20 protein-coding genes are annotated in these 24079 nt (G+C 67.0%); 10 read left to right on the top strand and 10 right to left on the bottom strand.

The window, feature by feature from the left end; translation table 11 throughout:
- Positions 1-43 precede the first annotated feature (43 nt).
- From CKW06_RS04600 to grxC, 6 genes are all read right to left on the bottom strand, one after another.
- Positions 44-793, bottom strand: a complete 750-nt coding sequence (locus CKW06_RS04600) for a sulfite exporter TauE/SafE family protein (protein WP_024956062.1) — start codon at positions 791-793, stop codon at positions 44-46.
- Between the two features lie 25 nt (positions 794-818).
- On the bottom strand, positions 819-1727 hold the full coding sequence (locus CKW06_RS04595) for a LysR family transcriptional regulator (RefSeq protein WP_024956063.1): 909 nt from the start codon (positions 1725-1727) through the stop codon (positions 819-821).
- A 53-nt stretch (positions 1728-1780) separates the two neighbouring features.
- Complete coding sequence (locus CKW06_RS04590; RefSeq protein ID WP_024956064.1) at positions 1781-2524, bottom strand: cysteine hydrolase family protein; 744 nt, start codon at positions 2522-2524, stop codon at positions 1781-1783.
- Positions 2525-2768: 244 nt separating this feature from the next.
- Entirely contained in the window at positions 2769-3773 is a 1005-nt protein-coding gene (locus tag CKW06_RS04585; RefSeq protein ID WP_024956065.1) for an isocitrate dehydrogenase, read from the bottom strand.
- Between the two features lie 319 nt (positions 3774-4092).
- Entirely contained in the window at positions 4093-4485 is a 393-nt protein-coding gene (locus CKW06_RS04580; protein ID WP_005412372.1) for a carboxymuconolactone decarboxylase family protein, read from the bottom strand.
- Positions 4482-4772: a glutaredoxin 3 gene (grxC, locus tag CKW06_RS04575; RefSeq protein ID WP_004154541.1), complete on the bottom strand. Its 291-nt coding sequence runs from the start codon at positions 4770-4772 to the stop codon at positions 4482-4484. The genes CKW06_RS04580 and grxC overlap by 4 nt, the downstream gene beginning before the upstream one ends.
- 142 nt (positions 4773-4914) lie before the next feature.
- Here grxC and CKW06_RS04570 point away from each other — a divergent pair, with 142 nt between their 5' ends.
- From CKW06_RS04570 to ppx, 5 genes are all read left to right on the top strand, one after another.
- Entirely contained in the window at positions 4915-6561 is a 1647-nt protein-coding gene (locus CKW06_RS04570; protein ID WP_032963068.1) for a M48 family metalloprotease, read from the top strand.
- 116 nt (positions 6562-6677) lie between these two features.
- Positions 6678-7367, top strand: coding sequence for a phosphate regulon transcriptional regulator PhoB (phoB, locus tag CKW06_RS04565; protein WP_005408258.1), 690 nt, complete (start codon positions 6678-6680; stop codon positions 7365-7367).
- A 106-nt stretch (positions 7368-7473) separates the two neighbouring features.
- Positions 7474-8805 (top strand): phosphate regulon sensor histidine kinase PhoR, encoded by a 1332-nt coding sequence (gene phoR, locus CKW06_RS04560; protein WP_005408257.1) that lies wholly within the window; start codon positions 7474-7476, stop codon positions 8803-8805.
- Between the two features lie 4 nt (positions 8806-8809).
- A complete protein-coding gene (ppk1, locus tag CKW06_RS04555; RefSeq protein ID WP_005408256.1) occupies positions 8810-10897 on the top strand; it encodes a polyphosphate kinase 1 in 2088 nt (695 codons plus the stop codon).
- A gap of 283 nt (positions 10898-11180) precedes the next feature.
- Positions 11181-12707: an exopolyphosphatase gene (ppx, locus tag CKW06_RS04550; protein ID WP_005408255.1), complete on the top strand. Its 1527-nt coding sequence runs from the start codon at positions 11181-11183 to the stop codon at positions 12705-12707.
- Between the two features lie 77 nt (positions 12708-12784).
- Here ppx and CKW06_RS23455 read toward each other — a convergent pair whose 3' ends face one another.
- A complete protein-coding gene (locus tag CKW06_RS23455) occupies positions 12785-12958 on the bottom strand; it encodes a hypothetical protein (protein ID WP_005408254.1) in 174 nt (57 codons plus the stop codon).
- 143 nt (positions 12959-13101) lie between these two features.
- Between CKW06_RS23455 and CKW06_RS04545 the strand changes: the two genes are divergently transcribed.
- From CKW06_RS04545 to lpxH, 4 genes are all read left to right on the top strand, one after another.
- The gene (locus tag CKW06_RS04545; RefSeq protein WP_005408253.1) at positions 13102-16026 is read left to right on the top strand and encodes a TonB-dependent receptor plug domain-containing protein; all 2925 of its coding nucleotides are present in this window, start codon (positions 13102-13104) and stop codon (positions 16024-16026) included.
- Positions 16027-16168: 142 nt separating this feature from the next.
- Positions 16169-17314: a glycosyltransferase family 4 protein gene (locus CKW06_RS04540; RefSeq protein ID WP_024956067.1), complete on the top strand. Its 1146-nt coding sequence runs from the start codon at positions 16169-16171 to the stop codon at positions 17312-17314.
- The gene (locus CKW06_RS04535) at positions 17295-17834 is read left to right on the top strand and encodes a phosphatase PAP2 family protein (protein WP_005408251.1); all 540 of its coding nucleotides are present in this window, start codon (positions 17295-17297) and stop codon (positions 17832-17834) included. Before CKW06_RS04540 ends, CKW06_RS04535 begins: the two co-directional genes overlap by 20 nt.
- A 93-nt stretch (positions 17835-17927) precedes the next feature.
- The gene (gene lpxH, locus CKW06_RS04530; protein WP_012479257.1) at positions 17928-18674 is read left to right on the top strand and encodes a UDP-2,3-diacylglucosamine diphosphatase; all 747 of its coding nucleotides are present in this window, start codon (positions 17928-17930) and stop codon (positions 18672-18674) included.
- A gap of 87 nt (positions 18675-18761) precedes the next feature.
- Here the strand turns inward: lpxH and CKW06_RS04525 are convergent, their stop codons facing one another.
- Positions 18762-20015, bottom strand: a complete 1254-nt coding sequence (locus CKW06_RS04525; RefSeq protein ID WP_024956068.1) for a zinc-dependent metalloprotease — start codon at positions 20013-20015, stop codon at positions 18762-18764.
- A 225-nt stretch (positions 20016-20240) separates the two neighbouring features.
- Here CKW06_RS04525 and CKW06_RS04520 point away from each other — a divergent pair, with 225 nt between their 5' ends.
- Positions 20241-21698, top strand: coding sequence for a DUF2235 domain-containing protein (locus CKW06_RS04520; protein ID WP_024956069.1), 1458 nt, complete (start codon positions 20241-20243; stop codon positions 21696-21698).
- A gap of 68 nt (positions 21699-21766) precedes the next feature.
- Here CKW06_RS04520 and CKW06_RS04515 read toward each other — a convergent pair whose 3' ends face one another.
- Together CKW06_RS04515 and purF are read right to left on the bottom strand one after the other, a co-directional pair.
- Positions 21767-22591: a ferritin-like domain-containing protein gene (locus tag CKW06_RS04515; protein ID WP_005408247.1), complete on the bottom strand. Its 825-nt coding sequence runs from the start codon at positions 22589-22591 to the stop codon at positions 21767-21769.
- Positions 22592-22600: 9 nt separating this feature from the next.
- On the bottom strand, positions 22601-24067 hold the full coding sequence (purF, locus tag CKW06_RS04510; RefSeq protein ID WP_005408246.1) for an amidophosphoribosyltransferase: 1467 nt from the start codon (positions 24065-24067) through the stop codon (positions 22601-22603).
- Positions 24068-24079: the final 12 nt, after the last annotated feature.

Genomic DNA, 24079 nt, shown 5'->3' with positions numbered 1-24079 from the left:
ACGACAAAGGGCGCCCTTCGTGGCGCCCTTTTTCGTTCCTCCCTCAGCGCGCCAGCAGCACCGGCAGCGACGACGCCAGCAACGCGATGCCTGATGCGGTCAGCAGGCCCAGCACGACCTGCCGGAAGCGCGCCTCGCTGATGCCGATGTAGACCCGCGCACCCAGCAGGGTCGGCACCAGCATGGCCGGTGCCACGATGGCGAAGTACGGCAACATCTGTCGGCTCACCAGGCCACTGCCGACATAGGTGGCCATGGTCACCGCCAGCATTGCCAAGTTGAAGTTCTGGATGACCGCGCGCTGTTCGTCCTTGCCGAAGCCCCGCAGGGTGCTCCACAACGTCGGCACCGGCCCGGCAAAGCCGCCGATGCCACTGAGCACGCCACCGGCCATGCCGGCAATCGCATCACCGATACGGCCGCCGACGCGGACCGGAGGCAACGAGCGCGCCATCAGCATCACCGGGCACCACAGCGCCAGGAAGCCGCCCAGCAGCGCCTTGAACCAGTCCATGTCCAGCTGTGGCAGCACCATCACGCCCAGCGGAATGCCGGCCAGCCCGCCCAGCACGAACGGCAGCAGCAGGCGCAGGTTGAATCCGCGGCGCACGGTGAACACCGCGACCAGCTGCCCGACCAGCGCACCAAACACCGACAGCGTCGCCGCCAAACGTGGTTCCAGCCCCCACGCCCAGAACGACACGGCCACCATGCCGAAGGCGAAGCCGGACAGGCCCTGCACGAATCCGGCGACGATCGCGCCCAGCGCGACCAGCAGATACACCGACTCCATCACCACCTCGGTTGCTGTCGCGCGACTACCCTGCCGCGCCCACCTGTGCAGCGTAGTGCGCCGCAAGGTGCTCGACCAGCGCGCGCACCTTCGGCGCCAATGCCCGCGCATGCGGATACAGCGCGAAGTAGCGCCGCTGTCCGGCGTGCCAGGCAGGCAGCACACGGATCAGGCGGCCGGCACGCAGGTCCTCCTGCACGGTCAGCGCAGTAAACAGGCTGATGCCCATGCCAGCCAGCGCGGCGGCGTACAACGCTGGCGTCGCATCCACCCGCAGGCGTTGCCCGGCCTCGACGCTCGCACTGGCACCGCGCGGCCCCTGCAACTGCCAGGGCGGCATTGACGGCGTGGGACTGAAGCCCAGCAGCGTGTGCTGCGCAAGATCCGATGCCTGACGCGGCAGGCCATGACGCGCCAGGTAGGCCGGCGCCGCGACCAGGATGCGCGGGCAACTGGCCAGTTCGCGCGCAACCAGCTGGCTGTCCGGCAACGAGGCCGCGATACGCAGCGCCAGGTCGAAGCCACCACCGACGACATCGACCAGTTGATCATCGGCCGACAGGTCAAGCGCGACCTGCGGATAGCGCTGCAGGAACGACGGTAGCCAATGCGGCAGCTCCTGGCTGGCCACCACCTGCGGCACGCTGATCCGCACGATGCCACTGGGCTGCGCCTGACCGGCACGCACGCGATCATCCGCTTCCTGCAGGCGATCCAGCAGCGCTGCCGCCTCGCGGTAGTAGTCGCGACCGGCTTCGGTCAGTGACAGCCGGCGGCTGTTGCGATCGAGCAGTCGCACCTGCAGATGCTCTTCCAGCTGCCGCAGTTGCCGTGACATTGCCGAGTGGGTGGTCCCCACGCGTTCGGCAGCAGCAGTGAAGCTGCCTACGTCGACGATGGCGCGCAGCGCACGCAGGGCGGCGAAGTGATCCATCGGCAAGTGGCTCCACGTGGCGGGGCCCACGGCATGCGGGCCCCGCCAGCTTATCAAGCGCCGTTGCCGGTCTTGCGCACCGGCAACGCCAGGATCGCGTCGGTACTCATGACATTACCGAAGGCGTCTTCGATCTGCGCCAGCGAGGCGTCATGCAGCGCGCGATGATCGATGCGCTGGCCACCGGCCAGGTCCAGGTCGCGGCTGGCGCTGGCATCGGACGATACGATTACCCGGTAGCCGCGTGGCGCCGCCGCCGCGTCGCGCGCAGCACCGGCCACACAGGCATGGGTCTGCAGGCCGGTGACGATCAGGGTGTCGATGCCGGCATCCCTCAGCACCGTGTCGAGCACCGCGGCCGAGTTGCCAGCGAACACGCTGACGTTGTCCTTCTGCACCACGGTCTCACCCTTGCGCGGCAGCAGGTCGCGATGGAAGTCGGCATTGACGCTGCCCTGTGCGAACAGCGGCGCGCCGGCCGGCAACACGTGCTGCACGTGGATCACGCGGATGCCATGGGTATCGGCGAACTGCACCACGCGCTGGGCCTGCCGCAGCGCGGCCACGCCATCGGGAATGACCATGCGACCACCGGCAAAGCCCGGCGCGGCCTTGGCATCGAAGTACTCGTTCTGGAAGTCGATCACCAGCACGGCGGTCTTCGCCGCATCCAGCGAGGTCGCGACCGGCGCGCCCGCCATATGGCGGATGGTGGGATGGGCCGGCTCGGCGGCAGCGACCGGAGTGGTGGCGGCCATGCCGATCAGGCTGGCCAGGCCGAAGGCGGTGAGATTCATGGAGCGACTCCTGTGCAGTGGAAAGTGGGCACAGGATGCGGAGCGGATGGCGCACGAACCAGCCGTGCAACAGCACATGATCTGTGCGAGCTACGCACAGACAACCCCCTGTAGAGCCACCCCATGGGTGGCTGAGGACCAAAGCCACGCCATCCACGCATGGCGTGGATCTACCAGTCAGCCCACAACGCAACGGGGCGCCCGAAGGCGCCCCGCTGTGGATCCAACCGAGGTCGACCGCCGCTTACAGGCGGCTGGCGATGGCCTGGGCGAAGCTCATGGTGGTGCCGGTACCGCCCAGGTCGCCGGTCAGCGAATCCTTGGCTTCCATGGTAGCCACGATGGCCTTGCGCAGGCGCTCGGCGTTTTCCGGCTGGCCGATATGGTCCAGCATCTGCGCGGCTGCCAGCAGCAGCGCGCACGGATTGGCCTTGCCCTGGCCGGCGATGTCCGGCGCGGTGCCGTGCACGGCTTCGAAGATCGCCGCCTCCTTGCCGATGTTGGCACCCGGGGCCAGGCCCAGGCCGCCGACCAGGCCGGCGCACAGGTCGGAGATGATGTCGCCGAACAGGTTGGTCGTAACGATCACGTCGAACTGTTCCGGACGCATCACCAGCTGCATGCAGCAGTTGTCGACGATCATTTCCTGGAACTCGATCTCCGGGTACTGCGCGGCCACTTCACGGGCGACGTTCAGGAACAGGCCCGAGGTCGACTTGATGATGTTGGCCTTGTGCACAGCGGTGACCTTCTTGCGGCCGGTACTCTTGGCCAGCTCGAAGGCGTAGCGCACGATGCGCTCGGAGCCCTTGCGGGTGATGCGGGTGCCGGAGAAGGCGGTCTCGCCGTCGGCCGACACTTCCTGGCCTTCGGCCAGGTAGGCACCCTCGGTGTTCTCACGAACGGTGATCAGGTCGACGTTGTCGAAGCGCGACTTGGTGTTCGGGAAGGTGTGGGCCGGACGCACGTTGGCGTACAGGTCGAAATGGCGGCGCAGGCTGACGTTGATCGAGGTGAAGCCACCACCGACCGGGGTGGTCAGCGGGCTCTTCAGCGCGACCTTGTTGCGCGCGATCGATTCCAGGGTCACCGCCGGCATCAGGTCGCCGTGCTTTTCCAGGGCCACCAGGCCGGCGTCGGCGTCTTCGTACTCCAGGCCAGTCTTGAGCTGGTCGAGCACGAACAGGGTGGCGTCCATGATTTCCGGGCCAATGCCGTCGCCGCGGATGACCGTAATTTTCTGCGTCATTGATCGATGTTCCGAACAGGGGGAAAAACGCCGTCCGGACGTGCCCGGAAACGCCGGCGCAAAGGAAGTTTCACCGGCAATTATGCCTTAGCCGGGGGCGGCTACCCAAGTAGACCATGGTCCTGACCCCGGCAAAGGCATAATTGCCCGCGCATTTTTCCTCTACCCCCGCCTGTCGGCGCGCCCCTTCAACAAGAAGGGCTCCTGGGCTGTTGGATCGCGGGACAGGCCCCCTCGCGGGCCCGGTAGTGCCGGCCGCTGGCCGGCAACCCCGGCCATGCCGGATTCAGGCGATGCCGGCCTGCGGCCGGCACTGCCCTCAGTGCTCGTGCGCTGCCGGAGCGCTGGCGCCGCCTTCAAGCTGGTCGAGGAAGTCGACCGCGCGGCGCAGGTGCGGGATCACGATGGAACCGCCCACCACCAGGCCGACCGAGAAGGTCTCGAAGAACTCTTCACGGGTTACCCCGGCGTCCTTGCACTGGGCCACGTGGTAGCTGATGCAGTCGTCGCAGCGCAGCACCATCGAGGCCACCAGGCCCAGCAGTTCCTTGGTCTTCACGTCCAGCGCGCCGGCCTGGTAGGTCTGCGTGTCCAGTGCGAAGAAGCGCCGCACCACCTGGTTCGGTTCGCCCAGGATGCGTTCGTTCATGCGCTTGCGGAAGTCGGTGAATTCGGCGATGCGGTCCTTGCTGCCGTCGTCGGCCGCGCTCATGCCTGGCCCTGCCCGGCCAGCAGCGGCTCGAGCTTGCCTTCACGGTGCAGGGCCATCATGTCGTCGTAGCCGCCCACGTGGACGTCGCCGACGAAGATCTGCGGCACGCTGGTGCGGCGGGTCAGTGCCATCATCTTCTCGCGCTCGGCCGGGTCCAGGTCGATGCGGACCTCGGTCCACTGCTGGCCCTTGCTCTTCAGGAAGTTCTTGGCGGCCACGCAGTACGGGCAGACGGCGGTGGAATAGATGGTGATGGCGGGGGCGCCGCCGGCGGTCTGGGCTGTCACGGGAAACTCCACGATGGATCGACGGTCTACATATGGTACCGGTGCGCTGGAAATTCCACGCCACCGCCGCAACACTGTGGGTTAACGAATGGTTGCCCCCTGCCCTGCCACGCTTGGCGCGCCCTGCCCGAGGACCTTCCGCTTGCGAGCCCTGCTGCTGACTACCGCCGTTACCCTGGCCCTGGCCATGCCGCTGGCCCAGGCCCAGGAGAAGCTGCCCGACATCGGCTCCTCGGCCGGCGAGCTGCTGACCCCGGCGCGCCAGGCCGAGTACGGCGCGATGATGCTGCGCGAGCTGCGCAACTACGGCTACCTGCTGGACGACCCGCTGGTGAACGACTGGCTGCAGACCATGGGCACCCGGCTTGGCTCCAACAGCGACCAGCCGCGCCAGCCCTACACGTTCTTCGTGATGAAGGACCGCCAGATCAACGCCTTCGCCACGCTGGGCGGCTATATCGGGGTCAATGCAGGCCTGGTGCTGACCGCCGAGCGCGAGGACGAGGTGGCTGCAGTCCTGTCGCACGAAATCGCCCACGTCACCCAGCAGCACGTGCTGCGCGGGGTCGAACGCGCCCAGCGCGACCAGATACCGATCCTGCTCGGCATGCTGGCGGCGGTGGTGGCCGCGCAGGCCAGCAACAGCACCTCCTCCGGCAACGCGACGATGGCCGCGATCAGCTCCGGCATGGGCCTGATGCAGCAGCGGCAGATCAACTACACCCGCTCCAACGAATCGGAGGCCGACCGCCTCGGCATCCGCACCCTGTCGCGCAGCGGCTACGACGTGGATGCCATGGCCGGCTTCTTCGAGCGCATGTCGGCGGCGATGCGCGGCAACGAGGGCGGCTACAGCGTGCCCGAGTTCCTGCGCACCCACCCGGTCAACATCACCCGCATCAGCGAGGCCAAGGCCCGCGCCGAGCAGATGAAGAAGGACACGGTGCTGCTGACCACCAGCACCCCCAGCGGCGAACGCAGGGAGCGGGTGAATCCGGCCGACCCGGGCCTGGCCGAGCCGCTGCTGCGCGGAAACAACCCCTTGCTGCCCAGCAGCGTGCTGCGCGTTCCGGTCGGCCAGCTGGCCCGTGGCGCCAGTGGCGACTTCGAGTGGGCACGCGAGCGCCTGCGCGTGCTGAGCGCCGATTCCACCGCCGAAGTGGAGCGCGAATACGCGGACATGGCCAAGCGGCAGAAGGACGGTCTCAACGACGCCCAGCGCTATGGCCAGGCCCTGGCGGTCATGCGCGGCGGCCGCAGCGGTGCCACGCAGGCCCGGCAGACCCTGGCCAGCCTGCTGCAGACCCGCCCGGACAACCTGTGGCTGGCACTGGGCCTGGGCGAGGCCGAATCGCGTGCCGGACTGGGCGCGCAGGCCAACACCCGTTTCGAGCAGCTGCTGCGCGAGCACCCCAACAGCCGGCCCGTGGCTCTGACCTACGCCGAGATCCTGAACGAACAGGGCACCCGCGAGGCGGGCCAGCGCGCTCAGGCCATGCTGCGGCCCCTGCTGTCGCAAAGTGGTAACGATCCGGTCTTCCAGCAGCGATACGCCCGCGCCAGCGAGCTGGCCGGTGACAGCGTGCGCGCCAGCGAGGCCTATGCCGAGGCCGCCTTCCTCAGCGGCCGCCCGGAGCAATCGCTGATGCAGCTGCAGGCCCTCAAGCGCAACCCGGCGCTGGACTACGTGGGCCGGGCGCGGGTGGATGCGCGCATCGAGGCGATCACCCCCACCGTGCTGGAGCTGCGCCGCCAGGGCGTGCAGGACCCGGACTTGGACCGCCGCTGAGTGTTGCATGACCAGTCGATGGCAATCCCGACCGGTTCCGGCCAGGTAGTCACAAACATGTCATCAAACCGTAGTCTACTGGCACCACTCCAGTAACCGAGCCCTACGGTGTCCTCGTGCAGAAACGCATCCTGATCGTCGATGACGAGCCCGCGATCCGTGAAATGGTCGCCTTCGCCCTGCGCAAGGGCGATTACGAACCGGTCCACGCCGGCGATGCCCGTGAGGCCCAGACCGCCATCGCCGACCGCGTCCCCGACCTGATCCTGCTGGACTGGATGCTGCCCGGCACCAGCGGCCTGGACCTGGCCCGCCGCTGGCGCAAGGAAACGCTGACCCGCGAAGTGCCGATCATCATGCTGACCGCCCGCGGTGAAGAGAACGACCGCGTAGGTGGCCTTGAAGCCGGCGTCGACGACTATGTGGTCAAGCCGTTCTCGGCGCGCGAACTGCTGGCCCGCATCCGTGCGGTCATGCGCCGCGCCCGCGAGGACGACGAGGACGGCAGCGTGGCCGTCGGCCCGATCCGCATCGACGGCGCCGCCCATCGCGTGTTCGCCAACGACCAGCCGGTGCCGATCGGCCCGACCGAGTACCGCCTGCTGCACTTCTTCATGACCCACCCCGAGCGCGTCTACACCCGCGCCCAGCTGCTGGACCATGTGTGGGGCGGCAGCGTGTACGTGGAGGAGCGCACCATCGACGTGCACATCCGCCGCCTGCGCAAGACGCTGGAACCGTTCAACGCCGAGAACATGGTGCAGACCGTGCGCGGCGCCGGCTACCGCTTCTCCACCGCGACCTGAGTCTCGTCGTGCCGACGCCGCGCACCCGCGGGTGCCGGCGCCGGCAACTCTGCTATAACCCTCGGTTCACCCCAGTGAACCGCCGCACTTCAACGACGAGATCGCAATGCCCCGCCACATCCGCTCTGCCTGGTTGAAGACCCTGGCCACCGTTGCCGCGGTACTGCTGTTCTCCGGACTGGTGGGGTGGTTCACGGGTCACCTGTGGCTGTGCATCGCACTGGGCGCGCTGGCCACCCTGGCCTGGCATTACTGGCGGCTGCGCAGCGTGCTGCGCCGGCTGACCGCGCGCCAGCGCTGGGATACCGCCGAGGAAGGCACCGGCGTCTGGAACGAGCTGGACCGCCTGCTGTACCGCAACCAGGTGGAAATGCGCGTTCGCAAGCGCCGCCTGCTCGACATGCTGCGCAGCTACCGCGCCGCGGCCGCCGCGCTGCCCGATGCCGTGGTGGTGCTGGACCGCAACAGCCAGCGCGTGCAGTGGTTCAACGAAGCGGCCACCGCCCTGCTTGGCCTGCATCATCCGGGCGACCTCGGCGAGGCGCTGGTCGAACGCCTGCAGCCGATGCCGCTGGCGCACTGGCTGGCCGGCGGCCGCAACGCCGAGCCGATCCTGGACGTGCCCTCACCGGTCGATCCTGCGATCCGCCTGAACCTGCGACTGATTCCGTATTCTTCGGACTACTGGTTGCTGATCGCCCGCGACGTCAGCAAGCTGCTGCGCCTGGAACAGGTGCGCCGCGACTTCGTCGCCAACGTTTCACACGAACTGCGCACGCCGCTCACCGTGGTCCACGGTTACCTGGACATGATGGACCCGGAGGATTTCCCGGGCACCGGTCCGATGCTGGAAGAAATGCGCAAGCAGAGCCAGCGCATGGCCCAGCTGGTGGAAGACCTGCTGACCCTGTCGCGGCTGGAATCGCAGGAGCACAGCGAGGAAGAGACCGTCGCCATGCAGCCGATGCTGGCCACACTACGCCGCGAGGCCGAAGCGCACAGCCAGGGCCGCCACCAGATCAGCATCGACGATCTGGCCGGCGTCGACCTGCAGGGTTCCACCAAGGAGCTGCATAGCGCCTTCTCCAACCTGGTCACCAATGCGGTGCGCTATACGCCGGCCGGTGGCCGCATCGCCGTGGAGTTCCGCCGCGAAGGCGAGGGCGCGGTGCTGGCGGTGCGCGATTCCGGTTACGGCATCCCGGCTTCCCACCTGCCACGCCTGACCGAACGTTTCTACCGCGTCTCCAGCAGCCGCTCCCGCGAAAGCGGCGGTACCGGCCTGGGCCTGTCCATCGTCAAGCACATCCTCGGCCTGCACCACGCGCGGCTGGAGATTGAAAGCGAGGTCGGCAAGGGCTCGGTGTTTTCCTGCCATTTCGATGCCGACCACGTGCGCCCGCGCGAGTCCGCCCCCCTGACTTCCATCGAAGAATGACGCCATGAGCAGCCTCGGATCCCTCCCCCTCCCCGTGAGCCCGGACAACGATCCGTTGCGCGACCCGGCGCTCTACATCAACCGCGAGCTGTCGCAGCTGGATTTCAACTTCCGCGTGCTGGCGCAGGCGATGGATCCGCAGGTGCCGCTGCTGGAGCGCCTGCGCTTCATGTGCATCTCCTGCACCAACCTGGACGAGTTCTTCGAGATCCGCGCCGCCGCCGTCCGCCACGCGCAGGAATTCGGCCTGCCACCGGCACCGGACGGGATGAGCCCGCAGGCCATCCTCAACGCCATCCACGACCGCGCGGCACAACTGGTCGACCAGCAGTACCGCTGCTGGAACGAGACGCTGCGCCCGGCGCTGATGGAGGCCGGCATCGGCGTGCTCGGCCGCCACTCCTGGACCGATCGGCAGAGGCGCTGGCTGCGCGCCTATTTCCGCAACGAGATCATGCCGGTGCTGTCGCCGCTGGGCCTGGACCCGGTGCACCCGTTCCCGAAGATCCTCAACAAGTCGCTGAACATCGTGGTGGTGCTGAAGGGCACCGACGCATTCGGCCGCGCCGGCCATCTGGCCATCGTGCGTGCGCCGCGCTCGCTGCCGCGCATCATCCAGCTGCCGGAGAAGCTCGGCGGGTCGCAGAATTTCGTGTTCCTGTCCTCGGTGCTGTCCACCTTCGTCGATGAGCTGTTCCCGGGCATGGAAGTCCAGGGGGCCTACCAGTTCCGCGTCACCCGCAACTCCGAGCTGGTGGTGGACGAGGAGGAGGTGGAGAACCTGGCGCTGGCACTGCGCGACGAACTGGTCGATCGCGGCTACCGGCCGGCGGTGCGGCTGGAAATCGCGCAGGACATGCCGCGCGAGATCGTGCGCACCCTGCTGCAGAACTTCGGCCTGACCGAGAACGCGGTGTACCGCATCGACGGCCCGGTCAACCTCAACCGCATCATCCAGTTGTACGACCTGATCGCACAGCCGGACCTGAAGTACCCGCCAATGACCCCGCGCACGCTGCGCGACAGCGACGGCATCTTCGAGACCGCGGCGCGCCAGGACCTGCTGCTGCACCACCCGTTCGATGCTTTCACCGCGGTGCTGGACCTGATCCGGCAGGCAGCGATCGACCCCAACGTGCTGGCGATCAAGCAGACCCTGTACCGCACCGGCAAGGATTCGCTGATTGTCGATGCGCTGATCCAGGCTGCGCGCAACGGCAAGGACGTGACCGTGGTCGTTGAACTGCGCGCACGCTTCGACGAAGAGGCCAACCTGGGCCTGGCCGATCGCCTGCAGGAAGCCGGCGTACAGGTGGTGTACGGCGTGGTCGGCTACAAGACCCACGCCAAGATGCTGCTGATCGTGCGCCGCGAGGGCCGCAAGCTGCGCCGCTACGTACACCTGGGCACCGGCAACTACCACAGCGGCACCGCCCGCGCGTACACCGACATCAGCCTGATCACCGCCGATGCGGACATCGGCAACGACGTGCACCTGCTGTTCCAGCAGCTGTCCGGGCTGGCCTCGAAGATGAAGCTCAAGCGCCTGCTGCAGTCGCCCTTCACCCTGCACACCGGCATCCTCGGCCGCATCGAGCGCGAAACGCGCATCGCCGCCGCCGGTCGCCCCGCGCGGATCATCGCCAAGATGAACGCGTTGAACGAACCGCAGGTGGTGCGCGCGCTGTACGCCGCCTCGCAGGCCGGCGTGCAGATCGACCTGATCATCCGCGGCGCCTGCACCCTGCGCCCGGGTGTGCCGGGCATCTCGGACAACATCCGCGTGCGCTCGATCGTCGGCCGCTTCCTGGAGCACAGCCGCGTCTACTGGTTCGGCAACGACGGCGCACCGGAGATGTACTGCGCCAGCGCCGACTGGCTGGAGCGCAACCTGCTGCGCCGGGTCGAGACCTGCTTCCCGATCCTCGACCCGGAGCTGGCCAAGCGGGTCTACCGCGAGGTGCTGCAGAACTACCTGGACGACAACCTCAACGCCTGGGAACTGGATGCCGACGGCATCTACCACAAGCGTGCCCCGGCCCACGACGAAGCCCCGCATTCCGCGCAGATGGCATTGATGCAGGGCCTCTGACCCGGTGTGTCGACCAAGGTCGACACCTACCAAGAGCAGTAGGCACCGATTTTGGGCGGGATAGGATCAGTGCCGACCAACGGTCGGCACCCACCATCAGATCGCAGAAATCTGTCAAAGGCGGGGTGGGTCCGCCAACCCACGGATACCCCGCTTTTGATGTTGACGTTGACGTTGACGTTGCCTCTGCGGGTGCAGGGCGCAGCCCTGCCGCACTCCCCTCTTCCAAAATGTGAAGGCCGCGCGGTGACGAGCACACCGCCCCTTCGGCTAACATTCGCCCATGCCGCATACCACTACGACTCCGCCCGCATTGCAGGATGGCGACCTGCTGGCCGCCATCGACCTTGGCTCCAACAGTTTCCACATGGTCATCGCGCGCTACACGCTCGGCCAGCTGCGGGTGATCGACCGGCTGCGCGAGACCGTGCGCATGGCCGATGGCCTGGATGGCAAAGGTGGGCTCTCTTCCGCCGCACGGCAGCGCGCGCTGGAATGCCTGGCCCGTTTCGGCCAGCGCATCCGCAATGTGCCGCCGCACCGGGTACGCGCGCTGGCCACCAACACCGTACGCCAGCTGCGCTCGCCGCAGTCGTTCCTGGTCCCGGCCGAAACCGCGCTGGGGCATGCCATCGAAGTGGTCAGTGGCCGCGAAGAAGCGCGCCTGATCTACCTCGGCGTGGCCCACGCGCAACCGCCCAAGCCCGGCCAGCGCCGGCTGGTCATCGACATCGGCGGCGGCTCCACCGAATTCATCATCGGCATGGGCATGCAGACCCTGGAGCGTGAAAGCCTGCAGGCCGGTTGCATCGCCAGCACCCGCCGCTTCTTCCCCGGCGGCAAGCTGAGCAAGAAGCGCTGGAAGGACGCGCTGGCCGAGATCGGCCGCGAGTTCCAGCCCTTCGCCAGCAAGTACCGCGCACTGGGCTGGCAGGAAGCGCTCGGATCTTCGGGCACGCACAAGGCAATCAGCGAGATCTGCGCGACGATGAAGCTGAGCAAGGGCGCGATCACCGCCGAGGCCCTGCCCCAGCTGCGCGACGAGCTGCTGAAGGCCAAGAAGATCGACGACATCCAGTTGCCGGGCCTGTCCAGCGACCGCCGCCCGATCATCGCCGGCGGCATCCTGGTGCTGGAGGCCGCCTTCCAGGCCCTGGGCCTGCAGAAGCTGCTGGTCAGCAAGGCGGCGATGCGCGAAGGCATCCTGTACGACATCGTCGGCCGTGCCGGTGAGAACGACCTGCGCGACGAATCGGTGGCCGCGCTCAGCCAGCGCTACGGCATCGACACGGTACAGGCCGACCGCGTGCAGGACACCGCGCTGTCGCTGCTGGAGCAGGTGCAGGAGCGCTGGAAACTCGATGCCGACGACGCACGCATGCTCGGCTGGGCCGCGCGCCTGCACGAGCTGGGCCTGATGATTGCCCACAGCGGCTACCACGTGCATGGCAGCTACGTGCTGGAACACTCGGACATCGCCGGCTTCTCGCGGCAGGAGCAGCAGATGCTGGCCGCACTGGTACGCAGCCATCGCCGCAGCGTGACCAAGACCGCGTTCGACGCCCTGCCCGAGCGCCTGCTGCTGACCGCACGCCGGTTGGCCGCCCTGCTGCGCCTGGCGGTACTGCTCAACCGCGCCCACGAGGACGATCCGCTGCCGGCATTGGAATTGACCGCGGACGACAACCGCCTGTCGCTGATCGTGCCGCAGGCCTTCATCGATGCGCGCCCGCTGCTCCGCGCCGACCTGATCGGCGAGACCGACGGCATCGCCGGGCTGGGTATCCAGTTCCGGCCGTTCGTGGCCTGATCCCTACGGCCAGGGCGGCACGTCATGACGCGTCGCCATAGGCCTCTTCCGCGTGTGTTCGACAAGCTGTTGAAGCTCTACGACCCCGGCCCTTCGGAGCCGTGGTCTTTTCTGTTTCCGCGCAGGTTGTCGCTGCCTGCAATTGCCATGACGCTTTCGGTCCAGAGTCGGGGCGAGGGTGCATCGTCCATCGCTCCGCCGTCGATCAGATCAATCGATTGATTCACTTCCGGTTTGTGCGGAAGCGTCATGCCGCTCCATGGCGATTTCGTCCTTTCCCCATACCTCTCCCTCTCCTCCTTCACTAGGTTCGAACAACCACCGCCTGCGGTGGCGTTGGCGCGGCCCGCTTGGCTGCGCACCGAAGACTTCGAAGACTGAGAGAGAGACACCCATGACCATCCGTATTCCCGCACTGGGGCTGGCGATCCGTCGTGCGCTTGCAATCACGGCGACCACAACCCTGGCCGTTCCGGCGCTCGCGCAGCAGGCACCGGAAGCCACCACGCTGGACCGCATCGAAATCACCGGCTCACGCATCCGCCAGGTCGACCTGGAAACCGCACAGCCGGTGCTGACCGTCAGCCGCGCCGACATCGAGCGACAGGGCTTCAACTCCGTTGCCGACATCCTGCAGAACCTGACCGCGACCGGCAGCCCGGCATTGAGCCGCGCCAGCCCGTTGAGTGCCGGCGAAGCCGCCGGCGGCAGCTACGTGAACATGCGTGGCCTCGGTGCCCAGCGCACCCTGGTGCTGGTCAACGGCAAGCGGCTGGGCATGACCACTTCGGGTTTTCAGGACATCTCCAGCATTCCTGCCGCTGCGGTGGAACGCATGGAAGTGCTCAAGGACGGTGCCTCGGCCATCTACGGGTCCGACGCGATGGCCGGCGTGGTGAACATCATCACCCGGCGCAACGTTCAGGGTGTAACCGCCAACGTCTATCACGGCCAATACAGTGAAGGCGACGGTGCCCGTACCCAGTACGACGTGGTTGCCGGCTGGTCCAATGACCGTGCTTCCATCAGCGTTGCTGCCGAGCATGTCGAAGAAAAGGGCGTCTGGGCCAGGGACCGCGGCTTCAGTGCCTATACCTATACCGACGGCCACGCGGATGACGGCTGGACCACGGTCGGCCAATGGGGTCGCATCACCGGCTTCAAGGGCCCCGGCTGCAGCAACAGCCGGGGCTGCAGCTATTCGCTCGACCGTGGCAGCCAGCCGGGCGGACCGGACAGTTTCCACCTCAGCGACAACACACCGTTCACCGGCGATGTCAGCAACAGCAACGAGCAGATGCATCTGCAGACGCCGATCAAGCGCGATTCGATCTTCGTCGATGCGCGCGTGGAGTTGAACGACCAGGTCCGTTTCAACACCCAGCTGGCCTACAACCGGCGCACCACCACGCGCCAGATTGCCGGCTATCCCTTCCAGTCCGGCCCAGCCGGCATCACCCCGATGTCGGCCGACAGCTGGTTCAATCCGTTCGGCAGCCATCACGGCTACGACACGCCCAGCGATGTGCACTGGAACCGTCGTACCTGGGAGATTCCTCGCGTCAGCACCAGCGATCTGACCACCTGGCAGGCCGTCGCGGCGCTCGAGGGCAACTTCGAATTCGGCGGTCGCGACTTCGACTGGGAAGCGGGTTACCAGTACAACCGCAGTGAGCTGACCCAACGTGCCACCGGCAACCTGCACAAGCAGCGCGTGGCCGATGCCACCGGTCCTTCGTTCTACAACCCGGCAACCGGCAAGGTCGAATGCGGAACGCCGGATGCGCCGATCGCAGGCTGCAAACCCTGGAACCCGCTGGTTCCGTATGGCCAGGACGATCCCTATGGCCTGACCGGCAACACGGAGCTCCAGGATTGGCTGTTCCCGGAAGAACTCACCCGCGGCCGCACCACCACCCGCAACCTGTTCGCCAACCTCAGCGGCAGCCTTGCCAGCCTGCCCGCCGGTGAGCTGGGCTTCGCCGTGGGGGCCGAGAGCCGCCGCGAGGACGGCCGCTTCATCCCCGATGCGCTTGCGCAGACCGGTGCCACCACCAACCTGGCGGCAGGCCCCACCGGTGGCGGCTACCGCGTCGACGAAGCCTACCTGGAACTGAGCGTGCCGGTGCTGCGCGACCTCGCCGGCGCCCGCGAACTGACCCTCAGCGCGGCGACGCGGTACTCGGACTACTCCACCTTCGGCGGAACCCTCAACAGCAAGTTCGGCTTCACTTGGAAGCCGATCGATCAGCTGCTGGTCCGCGGCACCTGGGCACAGGGCTTCCGTGCGCCGACCATCGCCAACCTGTACGGCGGCGGCTCGGAGACGTTCACCACCGGCTTCCGCGATCCCTGCGATACGGTCCATGGCGCAGCCGCAAGCAGTGCCGAGGTCCGCGCGCGCTGTGCTGCCGACATCGCCAACGCCGACACCTACCGCCAGCTCGGCCAGGGCAATGAACCCATCACCGGCAGCAGTGGGCAGACGCCCCTGCCCTTCACCAACGGCTCCAATCCCGACCTGCAGCCGGAAACTTCGACCAGCCGCACTCTGGGCCTGGTCTGGAGCCCGACGTTCGCCGAAGGGCTTCACATCGCACTGGACTGGTGGAAGATCCGCATCGACAACACCATCGTCTCCGACCATCCCAACGACATCCTTCGCGACTGCTACGAGCTGGGTATTGCCGAGCGCTGCAGCAGCTTCACCCGCGACCCGGAGCTGGGCATCGTCAACAAACTCAACTTCGGCAACCGCAACAGCGGCTTCCGCCAGGCAGAAGGCTACGACCTGGAGATCGGCCACAAGGTCGAAACCCGCTGGGGCAGGTTGAGCGCTGACTGGAAGTCCACCTATGTGGTCAACGCCGAAGAGAAGACCACCAACGAAGCCGGCGTACCGGCCATCCCCAGCAATGGCATTGCCACCAACGGCGGCATCGGCTTCCGCGTGCGCTCCAACGCGTCGCTGGGCTGGGAGCATGGCAACCTCGGCCTGACCTGGGGCCTGCGTTACTTCTCCGCCGTCAAGGAACGCTGCCTGGGTGCGGAGGATTATCCGAACGAGTGTTCCCACCCCGACCAGCGCGCGCCGTGGTTCAGCGGTACGCGCGACTACAACCGTCGTGGATCGGTCACCTTCCATGACGTGCAGGCGCGCTACAGCCTGCCGTGGGACGCCACCGTTTCAATCGGCGCCAACAACGTCTTTGGCCGCCAGGGCCCGGCCATGTACAGCCAGCCGAGTGCCAACTTCTCCTACTACGGTGGCTTCGACATCGGCCGTTTCATCTACATGAAATACCAGCAGCGCTTCTGATCCACGCACCACGCACGGTGCCCACCACGGCCCTTCGGGGCCGTGGTGGCGTACGCTTCCGGCCGCGTCATCTGCCGGTCGCAAAGCGGTCACATCGGCTACATCGCCAGGCCCGAGCATGCCGGAAACCCGGAGGCCCGCCATGCGCTATGCCATCGTCACCGAGACCTATCCGCCGGAAGTGAACGGCGTTGCCCTCACCGTGCAGGGGCTGGAGCAGGGACTGCGCAATTCCGGCCATGAGATCGACCTGATCCGGCCCCGCCAGGCCAACGAAGCGCTGGACTCCGCACCGGGCACCCTGTTGGTTCCCGGCGCCGCCCTGCCGCGCTACCCCGGCCTGCGCTTCGGCATGCCGGCACCGATCCGGCTCGGTCGCCATTGGCAGCAGCAACGCCCGGATGCCGTCTATGTCGCCACCGAAGGCCCACTGGGCTGGTCGGCGGTGCGCACCGCACGGCGCCTCGGCATCCCGGTGGCCAGTGGCTTCCACACCCGCTTCGACGAGTACCTGCCCGACTACGGCGTGGCCTGGCTGCAAGCCGCCGCGATGCGCTGGATGCGCCGCTTCCACAACCAGGCCGATGCAACCCTGGTACCCACCCGCGAACTGCAGCAGTTCCTCGGCGAACAGGGCTTCGAACGCGTGCGCCTGCTGGCGCGCGCGGTCGACAGCCAGCAGTTCGATCCGAACCGTCGTGACCCTGCCCTGCGCGAAGAGTGGGGCGTGGACGGCAACGGCCTGGTGGCGATCTACGTTGGCCGCATCGCCGCGGAGAAGAACCTCGGGCTGGCGGTGAAGGCCTTCCGTCGGTTGCAGCAGATCCGTCCGAAGGCCCGCTTCGTGTGGGTGGGCGATGGCCCGGCCCGCGAAAAGCTGGCGCATGAAAATCCCGACTTCATCTTCTGCGGCGTCCAGCGTGGCGATGCGCTTGCACGTCATTTCGCCAGCGGCGATCTGTTCCTGTTCCCCAGCCGCAGCGAGACCTTCGGCAACGTGACCCTTGAAAGCATGGCCAGCGGCGTGGCAACGGTGGCCTTCGACTACGGCGCGGCGCGCGAGTACCTGCGCAATGGCGAGAATGGCGCCGCAGTGGACAACGACGAGCAGTTCATCGAAGCGGCCGTGCAACTGGCCGCGGATGACGCGCGGCGCCACGTGCTGGGCAGCAACGCCGCACGCGCCATGAAGCGCCTGCATCCGCAGCAGGTGGTGGCGGAATTCGACGCCCTGCTGGCCGAGCTGGCCCAGTCGCGGAGGACCGGCCATGCGCACAACGCGGCTTGAACTGCTGGCCGACCGCGAAGCACGCCTGTGCCGGCGGGCCAACCACTACTGCCGCCGCCGCCGTGTGCGCCGCCTGTTCGCGGTCATCAGCCGGCTCGGTGATGGCGTGTTCTGGTATGTGCTGATGGGCGCCCTGGTGCTGCTTGATGGCTTCGACGGCCTGCGCGCATCGGTGCACATGGCCGCCACCGGCCTGGCCGCGCTGTTGCTGTACAAGGGCCTCAAGCGCTGGACCCGGCGCCCGCGCCCGTATGCCGCCGACCTGCGCATCCGTGCCTGGGTGGCACCGCTGGACGAGTTCAGCTTCCCCTCCGGGCATACCCTGCACGCGGTGTCGTTCACCATCGTGGCGCTGGCCTATTACCCGTGGCTGGCGCCACTGCTGGTGCCGTTCACCGCGGGCGTGGCGCTGTCGCGGGTGGTACTCGGCCTGCACTACCCGTCCGATGTGCTGGCCGCCACCGGCATCGCCATCGGGCTGGCCTCGGCCAGCCTGGCCTGGTTGCCGTTGCCGGTGTAGCCCCCGGGGTCAGATCCGTTTTCCTTCGGGAGGGATCTGATCCCCACGATGCCGGCGGCGCTACCGTCATCGTTGATGCCCTAGAATGCCCGCATGACCACGTTGTTCATTTCCGACCTGCACCTGGACCCCAGCCGTCCGGAGATCACCGACCTGTTCCTGCGCTTCCTGCGCGAGCAGGCGCCCGGCGCCGATGCGCTGTACATCCTCGGCGACCTGTTCGAAGCCTGGATCGGTGACGACACTCCCTCGCCCGCCGCCGACGCGGTGGCCGATGCACTGAAGGTGCTGTCCGACAGCGGCGTGCCGGTGTACTTCATCCGCGGCAACCGTGACTTCCTGCTTGGCGAGGACTACGCGCGCCGTGCCGGCCTGCGCATCCTGCCCGACCCGTGCATGATCGACCTCTACGGTCGCCCGGTGCTGCTGCAGCACGGTGACCTGCTGTGCACCGATGACATTCCCTACCAGCAGTTCCGTGCACAGACGCGTGACCCGGCGTTCCAGGCACAGTTCCTGTCACAGCCGCTGGCAGCGCGTATCGCGTTCGCGCAGAAGGCGCGCGAAGCCAGCCAGGCCCGCCAGTCGGAAATGAAGCAGGGTGATCGCGCGCAGTTCGAGACCGTCACCGACGTGGCGCCGTCCGAAGTCGATGCCACGTTTGCGCGCCATGGCGTGGACACGATGATCCATGGCCACACCCACCGCCCGGCGATCCATTCGCTGCAGGCCGGTGGCCGTGCCTGCACCCGCATCGTGCTGGGCGACTGGTACGAGCAGGGTTCGGTGCTGCGCGTGGATGCCGGCGGCTGGTCGCTGGATACGCTCGCGCGCGAATGATGGGTCCGAAGGTGCCAACCAAGGTTGGCATCTACCCGGGCAGGTGCACGTGCCCGGGTAGACGCCGCGCCTGGTCGGCGCCTGGCCTCAGCGGAAGGCCGCGATGGTGGCCTTGGTATTGACCAGCACGCGCTGGTTGTCGGCGGTACTGGCGTTGCCCATCGGGATGCCGTTGTAGCTGATGTTCGGGTTGGACCAGTAGTTCAGGCGCGGGCAACTACGGGTGCAGTTGTAGGCCATGATCGTGCGCCAGCCGGTGCCGGTGGACGGTTCATAGCGATAGCCATGGCCATAGGCGTACGGCGAGGTGCTCGAGTCGGTCGCGATATCATGCCGCGCGCTCTGCAGGTGGCCGATCTCGTGTGCGAAGGAGTAGTAGCCGGTCGCGCAATCCCAGTACACCGCCGCGAAGGCGGTCGATGCCGTCGAGCCGATGCCCGAGGCCAGGCCGCAGTAGGCACTGTTGTTGATGAGCAGCACGCCGACGTCGGCTGCGGTGGTGTTGCGGCTGGTGTGGATGCTGTCCATGTAGCCGTCGCTGGTGCCGCGGAAGCGCGCCAGATCGGTATCGAAGCTGCCGGACTCGGTGTAACTGGTGGTCTCGTAACCGGCCAGCTGCATGGTGATTCCAACGTTGCTGTTGACGTAACCCTGGTTGGACTCGGCCACCGCCAGCTGCACCAGCGACTGCATGTTGCCGCCATAGGCAGTGACCGCCGCATTGGTCGCCACCACCAGCACGCGGATGGTCGCCGGCGTTCCCGACGAGGCCTGCGCGATGCCGATGTGGTCGTTGTCGGCCATCGGGATCTTCGGCAGCTGGTTGTAGTCAGCCGGATGATCGGCTGGCATCCTCGATTCGTCGACTTCGACCAGCACGTGGCGGTTACCCAGTGGACGCAGGCGATAGAGCTTGCCGTCCTTGCGGATCGAACCGGTGATGGTGTCGCCCGAACGTACCAGGATCAACGAATTGCCCGGATCGTCCTGGCCGCTGGAGGTGGCGGCGGTCAACCGGTCGGACGGCGAACGGAACTGGCCGTACCAGATGCTGCCACCATCGGGCAGCGCCTCGACCTTGCTGCGCACCGCCTGCACCCGTTTGCCGAGCAGCTCGAATTCCAGCTGCGGCTGCGCCGTAGCCGCCGCGTCGACACGCACTTCCTGCACCGTCGCCGTGGACGGGGTGGCCAGCAGCTTGCCGAGTGCAGGCTCGCTGTTGGCCGATGCCCGGCTGATGACCGTCACCGGTTCGAACAACGGTGCCGCATGCGCGGCTGCCGCTACCGACAAACCCAACACCAGGCCACCTGCCGCTTTGCCAATCGATCTGGACAACATTGCGTCGCTCCTTGAATGATGTGAACAGCGTTGATGCAGCACGCCCGGGTTTGCCGGGTTTGGCCATATGGCCTGCGCGGGTCGTGTGAATTCAATAGAAGATGGGAATGAAAATCAGGAACTGTGATCGACCGCATCTGCGTTAAGTAAGGTCAAAAGCGTCACTACACTTCGCCAATACACCGCTTTCGCGCTACCGTGACGTGGCCACGACGGGGAATGCACATGGCACCAGCGAAGGACACGGACGAAGATGTCGGCTTGCTGCGGATCGGCCTGTTCTTCGACGGCACCCGCAACAACGCACACAACCTGGCGCGCGGCCGTCCGCAGGTTCCGCAGCCTCGACCGGCGCAGCTGCGCGCGGACGATGATTCGACCTACCAGAGCCGGCTGACCAGCAGCTACGACAACGGCCTGACCAACATCGCGCGCCTGCAGCAGCTGTATCCGGACAGCCGCCGTGATGCGATGGCCGCTCCCTCGCTGTCGATCTATGTCGAAGGCGTGGGTACCCGCGATGATGCCGACGACGATCTGATCGGGCTGGCCTTCGGCATCGGTGCCAGTGGCGTTCGCGCGAAAGTGCAGCGCGCGCTGCAGGTGCTGCTTCCGGCCGCACTGTCGGGACTATCCGCACGCTGGCAGCGACCGCTGCATGGCGTGCAGCTGGACCTGTTCGGTTATTCACGCGTTGCTGCTGCCGCACGTGACATCGCCAACCAACTGCAGGGTTGGGACGGCGTGCGCTGGCGCCAGCTGCTGCAGGCCGCCGGCCTGTCCTGCACTGCGAACTTCGCCCCGGCCACGCCGGTGCTGCGCTTCATCGGGCTGTTCGACACCGTTGTCGCAGTCAATGGCGGCCGCGCCGATGAGCGGCCGCAGCTGGCCCTGCACAGCGGCATCGCCGGTCGCGTTGTGCAGCTCACTGCACGCGATGAACATCGCCAGCACTATCCGTTGACCAGCGTGGCACCGCCGTTTGCCGAGATCGCCCTACCCGGCGTACACGCGAATATCGGCGGTGGCTACAACCAGCTGGAAGAAGGTCCCAAGCTGCTCAGCCGCCCGCGCCGGCAACAGTTGCGCCGCCCCGCGGTTGCCGACTACCAGGTCCCTCCACTGGCGTTGCTGCGGGCCACCACGGTCTACGGTGAAACGCAGGCCGATGCCGAACGCTGGCGCCAGCAACTGGGCGTGGACGAGAAAGAAATCTGGGTGGATGTCTGGCACCAGTGGCAGCAGCAGCGTCGCGCCGGCAGCCGCAGCGTGCTGTTGTCACCGGTGCTGTATGTGACCGCCGCGGTGGTGCTGCGTCGGCGCATCGACTGGCGTTACCAGCTGATCGCACTGCAGGTGATGCAGCAGCAGGCCATCGACGCCGGCGTGCAATGGACCGCCAATGCCGCCGAGGTTCCTGGCTGGGAGCTGCCGTCCGCCCTGCAGCCGATCGCACGGCGCCTGGTGGCCGGGCAGCCGCTGACGCAGACACAGGAGGCGCTGCTGCGCCGGCGTTACCTGATGCAGTCGGCGCACTGGAACTTCGATGCACTGGGCGACACCGCACTGACCTACGCCGCCGATGCCGGCGTCAGCGAACTACCCTACCGGCCGGGTCCCGGCCTGTTCTACATCAACCGACCGACGGTGGATGGCAAGCGCGCGGTGTTGCCGAACGTCTGAAAAAAGGGGACGGAGGGGATCAAGTCGTTTGTGCCACAAACGACTTGATCCCCTCCGTCCCCTTTTCTTCAACCGGCCTGTTCGACCAGGTTGGCGAGCTCATCCGCATCGAAACCGGCCAGCAGGCGCGCTTCCATGTTGAACGGTCCGTGCAGGTAGCCGCCGGCGTACTCCACCAGCAGTTCCTTGAAACGTGCACGCGGTTCGACGCCGGCACGGTCACAGTACCAGCGGTACCAGCGCGAACCGGCAGCCACATGTGCCACTTCCTCGCGCAGGATCACTTCCAGCACGTCGGCAGTCTCGCCATCGCCGACATTGCGCAGTTTCTCGATCATGCCGGGCGTCACGTCCAGGCCGCGCGCTTCCAGCACGCGCGGCACCAGCGCCATGCGTGCCAGGCCATCGTGCGCGGTCTTTTCGCACATTTCCCACAGGCCGTTGTGCGCGGGGAAGTCGGCGTAGTCGTGGCCATGCACCTGCAGGCGCTCCCGCAGCAGCATGAAGTGCCGCGATTCGTCGTCGGCACAGCTGACCCAGTCGGCATGGAACGCCGGCGGCAGGCCGCGGAAGCGGTACACCGCGTCCCAGGCCAGGTCGATCGCGTTGAGTTCGATATGCGCGATGGCGTGGATGAAGGCAGCCCGACCTTCCACACCGCCCAGTCCGCGCCGCGGCACTTCGCGCGGGTGCACCAGCACCAGCTGCGCCGGCCGGCCCGGCATGCGGATCGGCTCTGGCGGTAGCGCGTCGGCAGCCACCTTCAGGCGGCCGGCACGGAACGCAGCGGCGTAGGCCTGGGTCAGCGCAACCTTGCGCAGCGGGTCGGCTTCGGCCAGGCACTGCTGCGCTGCGCGCAGCAGGTCGCCAGCAACGTCGGGCACGTCAACCACGCCTGGTCCTCAGGCGCGGCGCTTGTGCTTGGCGTCGTCCGACCGCAGCTGCTGGATGCGCTCGAAGTAGCCCGGTTCAATGCCGGTCGGGTAGTGGCCGTTGAAGCAGGACGAATCGAAGTTGCGCAGCGCCGGATTGCCCTCGCTCACTGCCGCTTCCATGTCTTCCAGGTCCTGGTAGATCAGCCAGTCGCAGCCCAGGTGGGCTTCGATCTCTTCCACGGTGCGGTTGTGCGCGACCAGTTCCTCGGCCGCCGGCATGTCGATGCCGTAGATGTTCGGGTAGCGCACCGGCGGCGCGGCGCTGGCCAGGTAGACCTTGCGCGCGCCCGCGTCACGGGCCATCTGCACGATCTGCTGGCTGGTGGTGCCACGCACGATCGAATCGTCCACCAGCAGCACCACGCGGTTGCGGAACTCAAGGTGGATCGGGTTGAGCTTGCGACGCACCGACTTCACGCGTTCGCCCTGCCCCGGCATGATGAAGGTACGGCCGATGTAGCGGTTCTTGATGAAGCCTTCGCGGTACTTCACGCCGAGTACGTTGGAGATCTCAAGCGCAGCGTCGCGCGAGGTATCCGGGATCGGGATGATGGTGTCGATGTCGTGGTCCGGGCGCAGGCGCAGGATCTTCTCGCCCAGCTTGATGCCCATGCGCATGCGCGCCTTGTGCACCGACACGTTGTCGATCATCGAATCCGGGCGTGCGAAATACACGTATTCGAAGATGCACGGGGTGTGCTCGGCCGGCTCGGCGCAGATCTCCGAGAACAGCTCGCCACGCGCGGTGATCACCAGCGCTTCGCCCGGCTGCACATCGCGCACGCGCTGGAAGCCCAGCACGTCCAGCGCGGCCGACTCGGACGCCACGATGTACTCGTCGCCCTCGGCATGGCTGCGCTTGCCCAGCACCAGCGGACGGATGCCATGCGGGTCGCGGAAGGCGACCAGGCCCAGGCCCAGCACCACGCTGACCACTGCATAGCCACCCTTGCAGCGGCGGTGCACGCCAGCCACCGCGCGGATCGCGGCTTCCGGGCTCAGCTGGCGCTGCTGCTCCAGTTCATAGGCGAACACGTTCAGCAGCACTTCGCTGTCCGAATCGGTGTTGACGTTGCGGCGGTCCTGTTCGAACACCTGCTGGCGCAGCGCCTCGGTATTGATCAGGTTGCCGTTGTGGGCCAGCGCGATGCCATACGGCGAATTGACGTAGAACGGCTGCGCCTCGTCCATGCCTTCCGAACCGGCAGTCGGGTAACGCACGTGGGCGATGCCGACGCTGCCTTCCAGGGTGGACATGGTGCGGGCATCGAACACATCGCGGACCAGGCCGGTGGCCTTCTGCACGCGCAGGCGGCTGCCGTTGGCGGTGGCGATGCCCGCCGCGTCCTGGCCACGGTGCTGGAGGACGGTCAAGCCGTCATACAACTGCCCGGCGACGTTCTGGTTGCCGACGATTCCGACGATGCCACACATGGTGCGAGGTCT

This window comes from Stenotrophomonas maltophilia (assembly GCF_900186865.1).
Lineage (GTDB): Bacteria > Pseudomonadota > Gammaproteobacteria > Xanthomonadales > Xanthomonadaceae > Stenotrophomonas > Stenotrophomonas maltophilia.
This window is presented reverse-complemented; position numbering and strand designations above follow the sequence as displayed.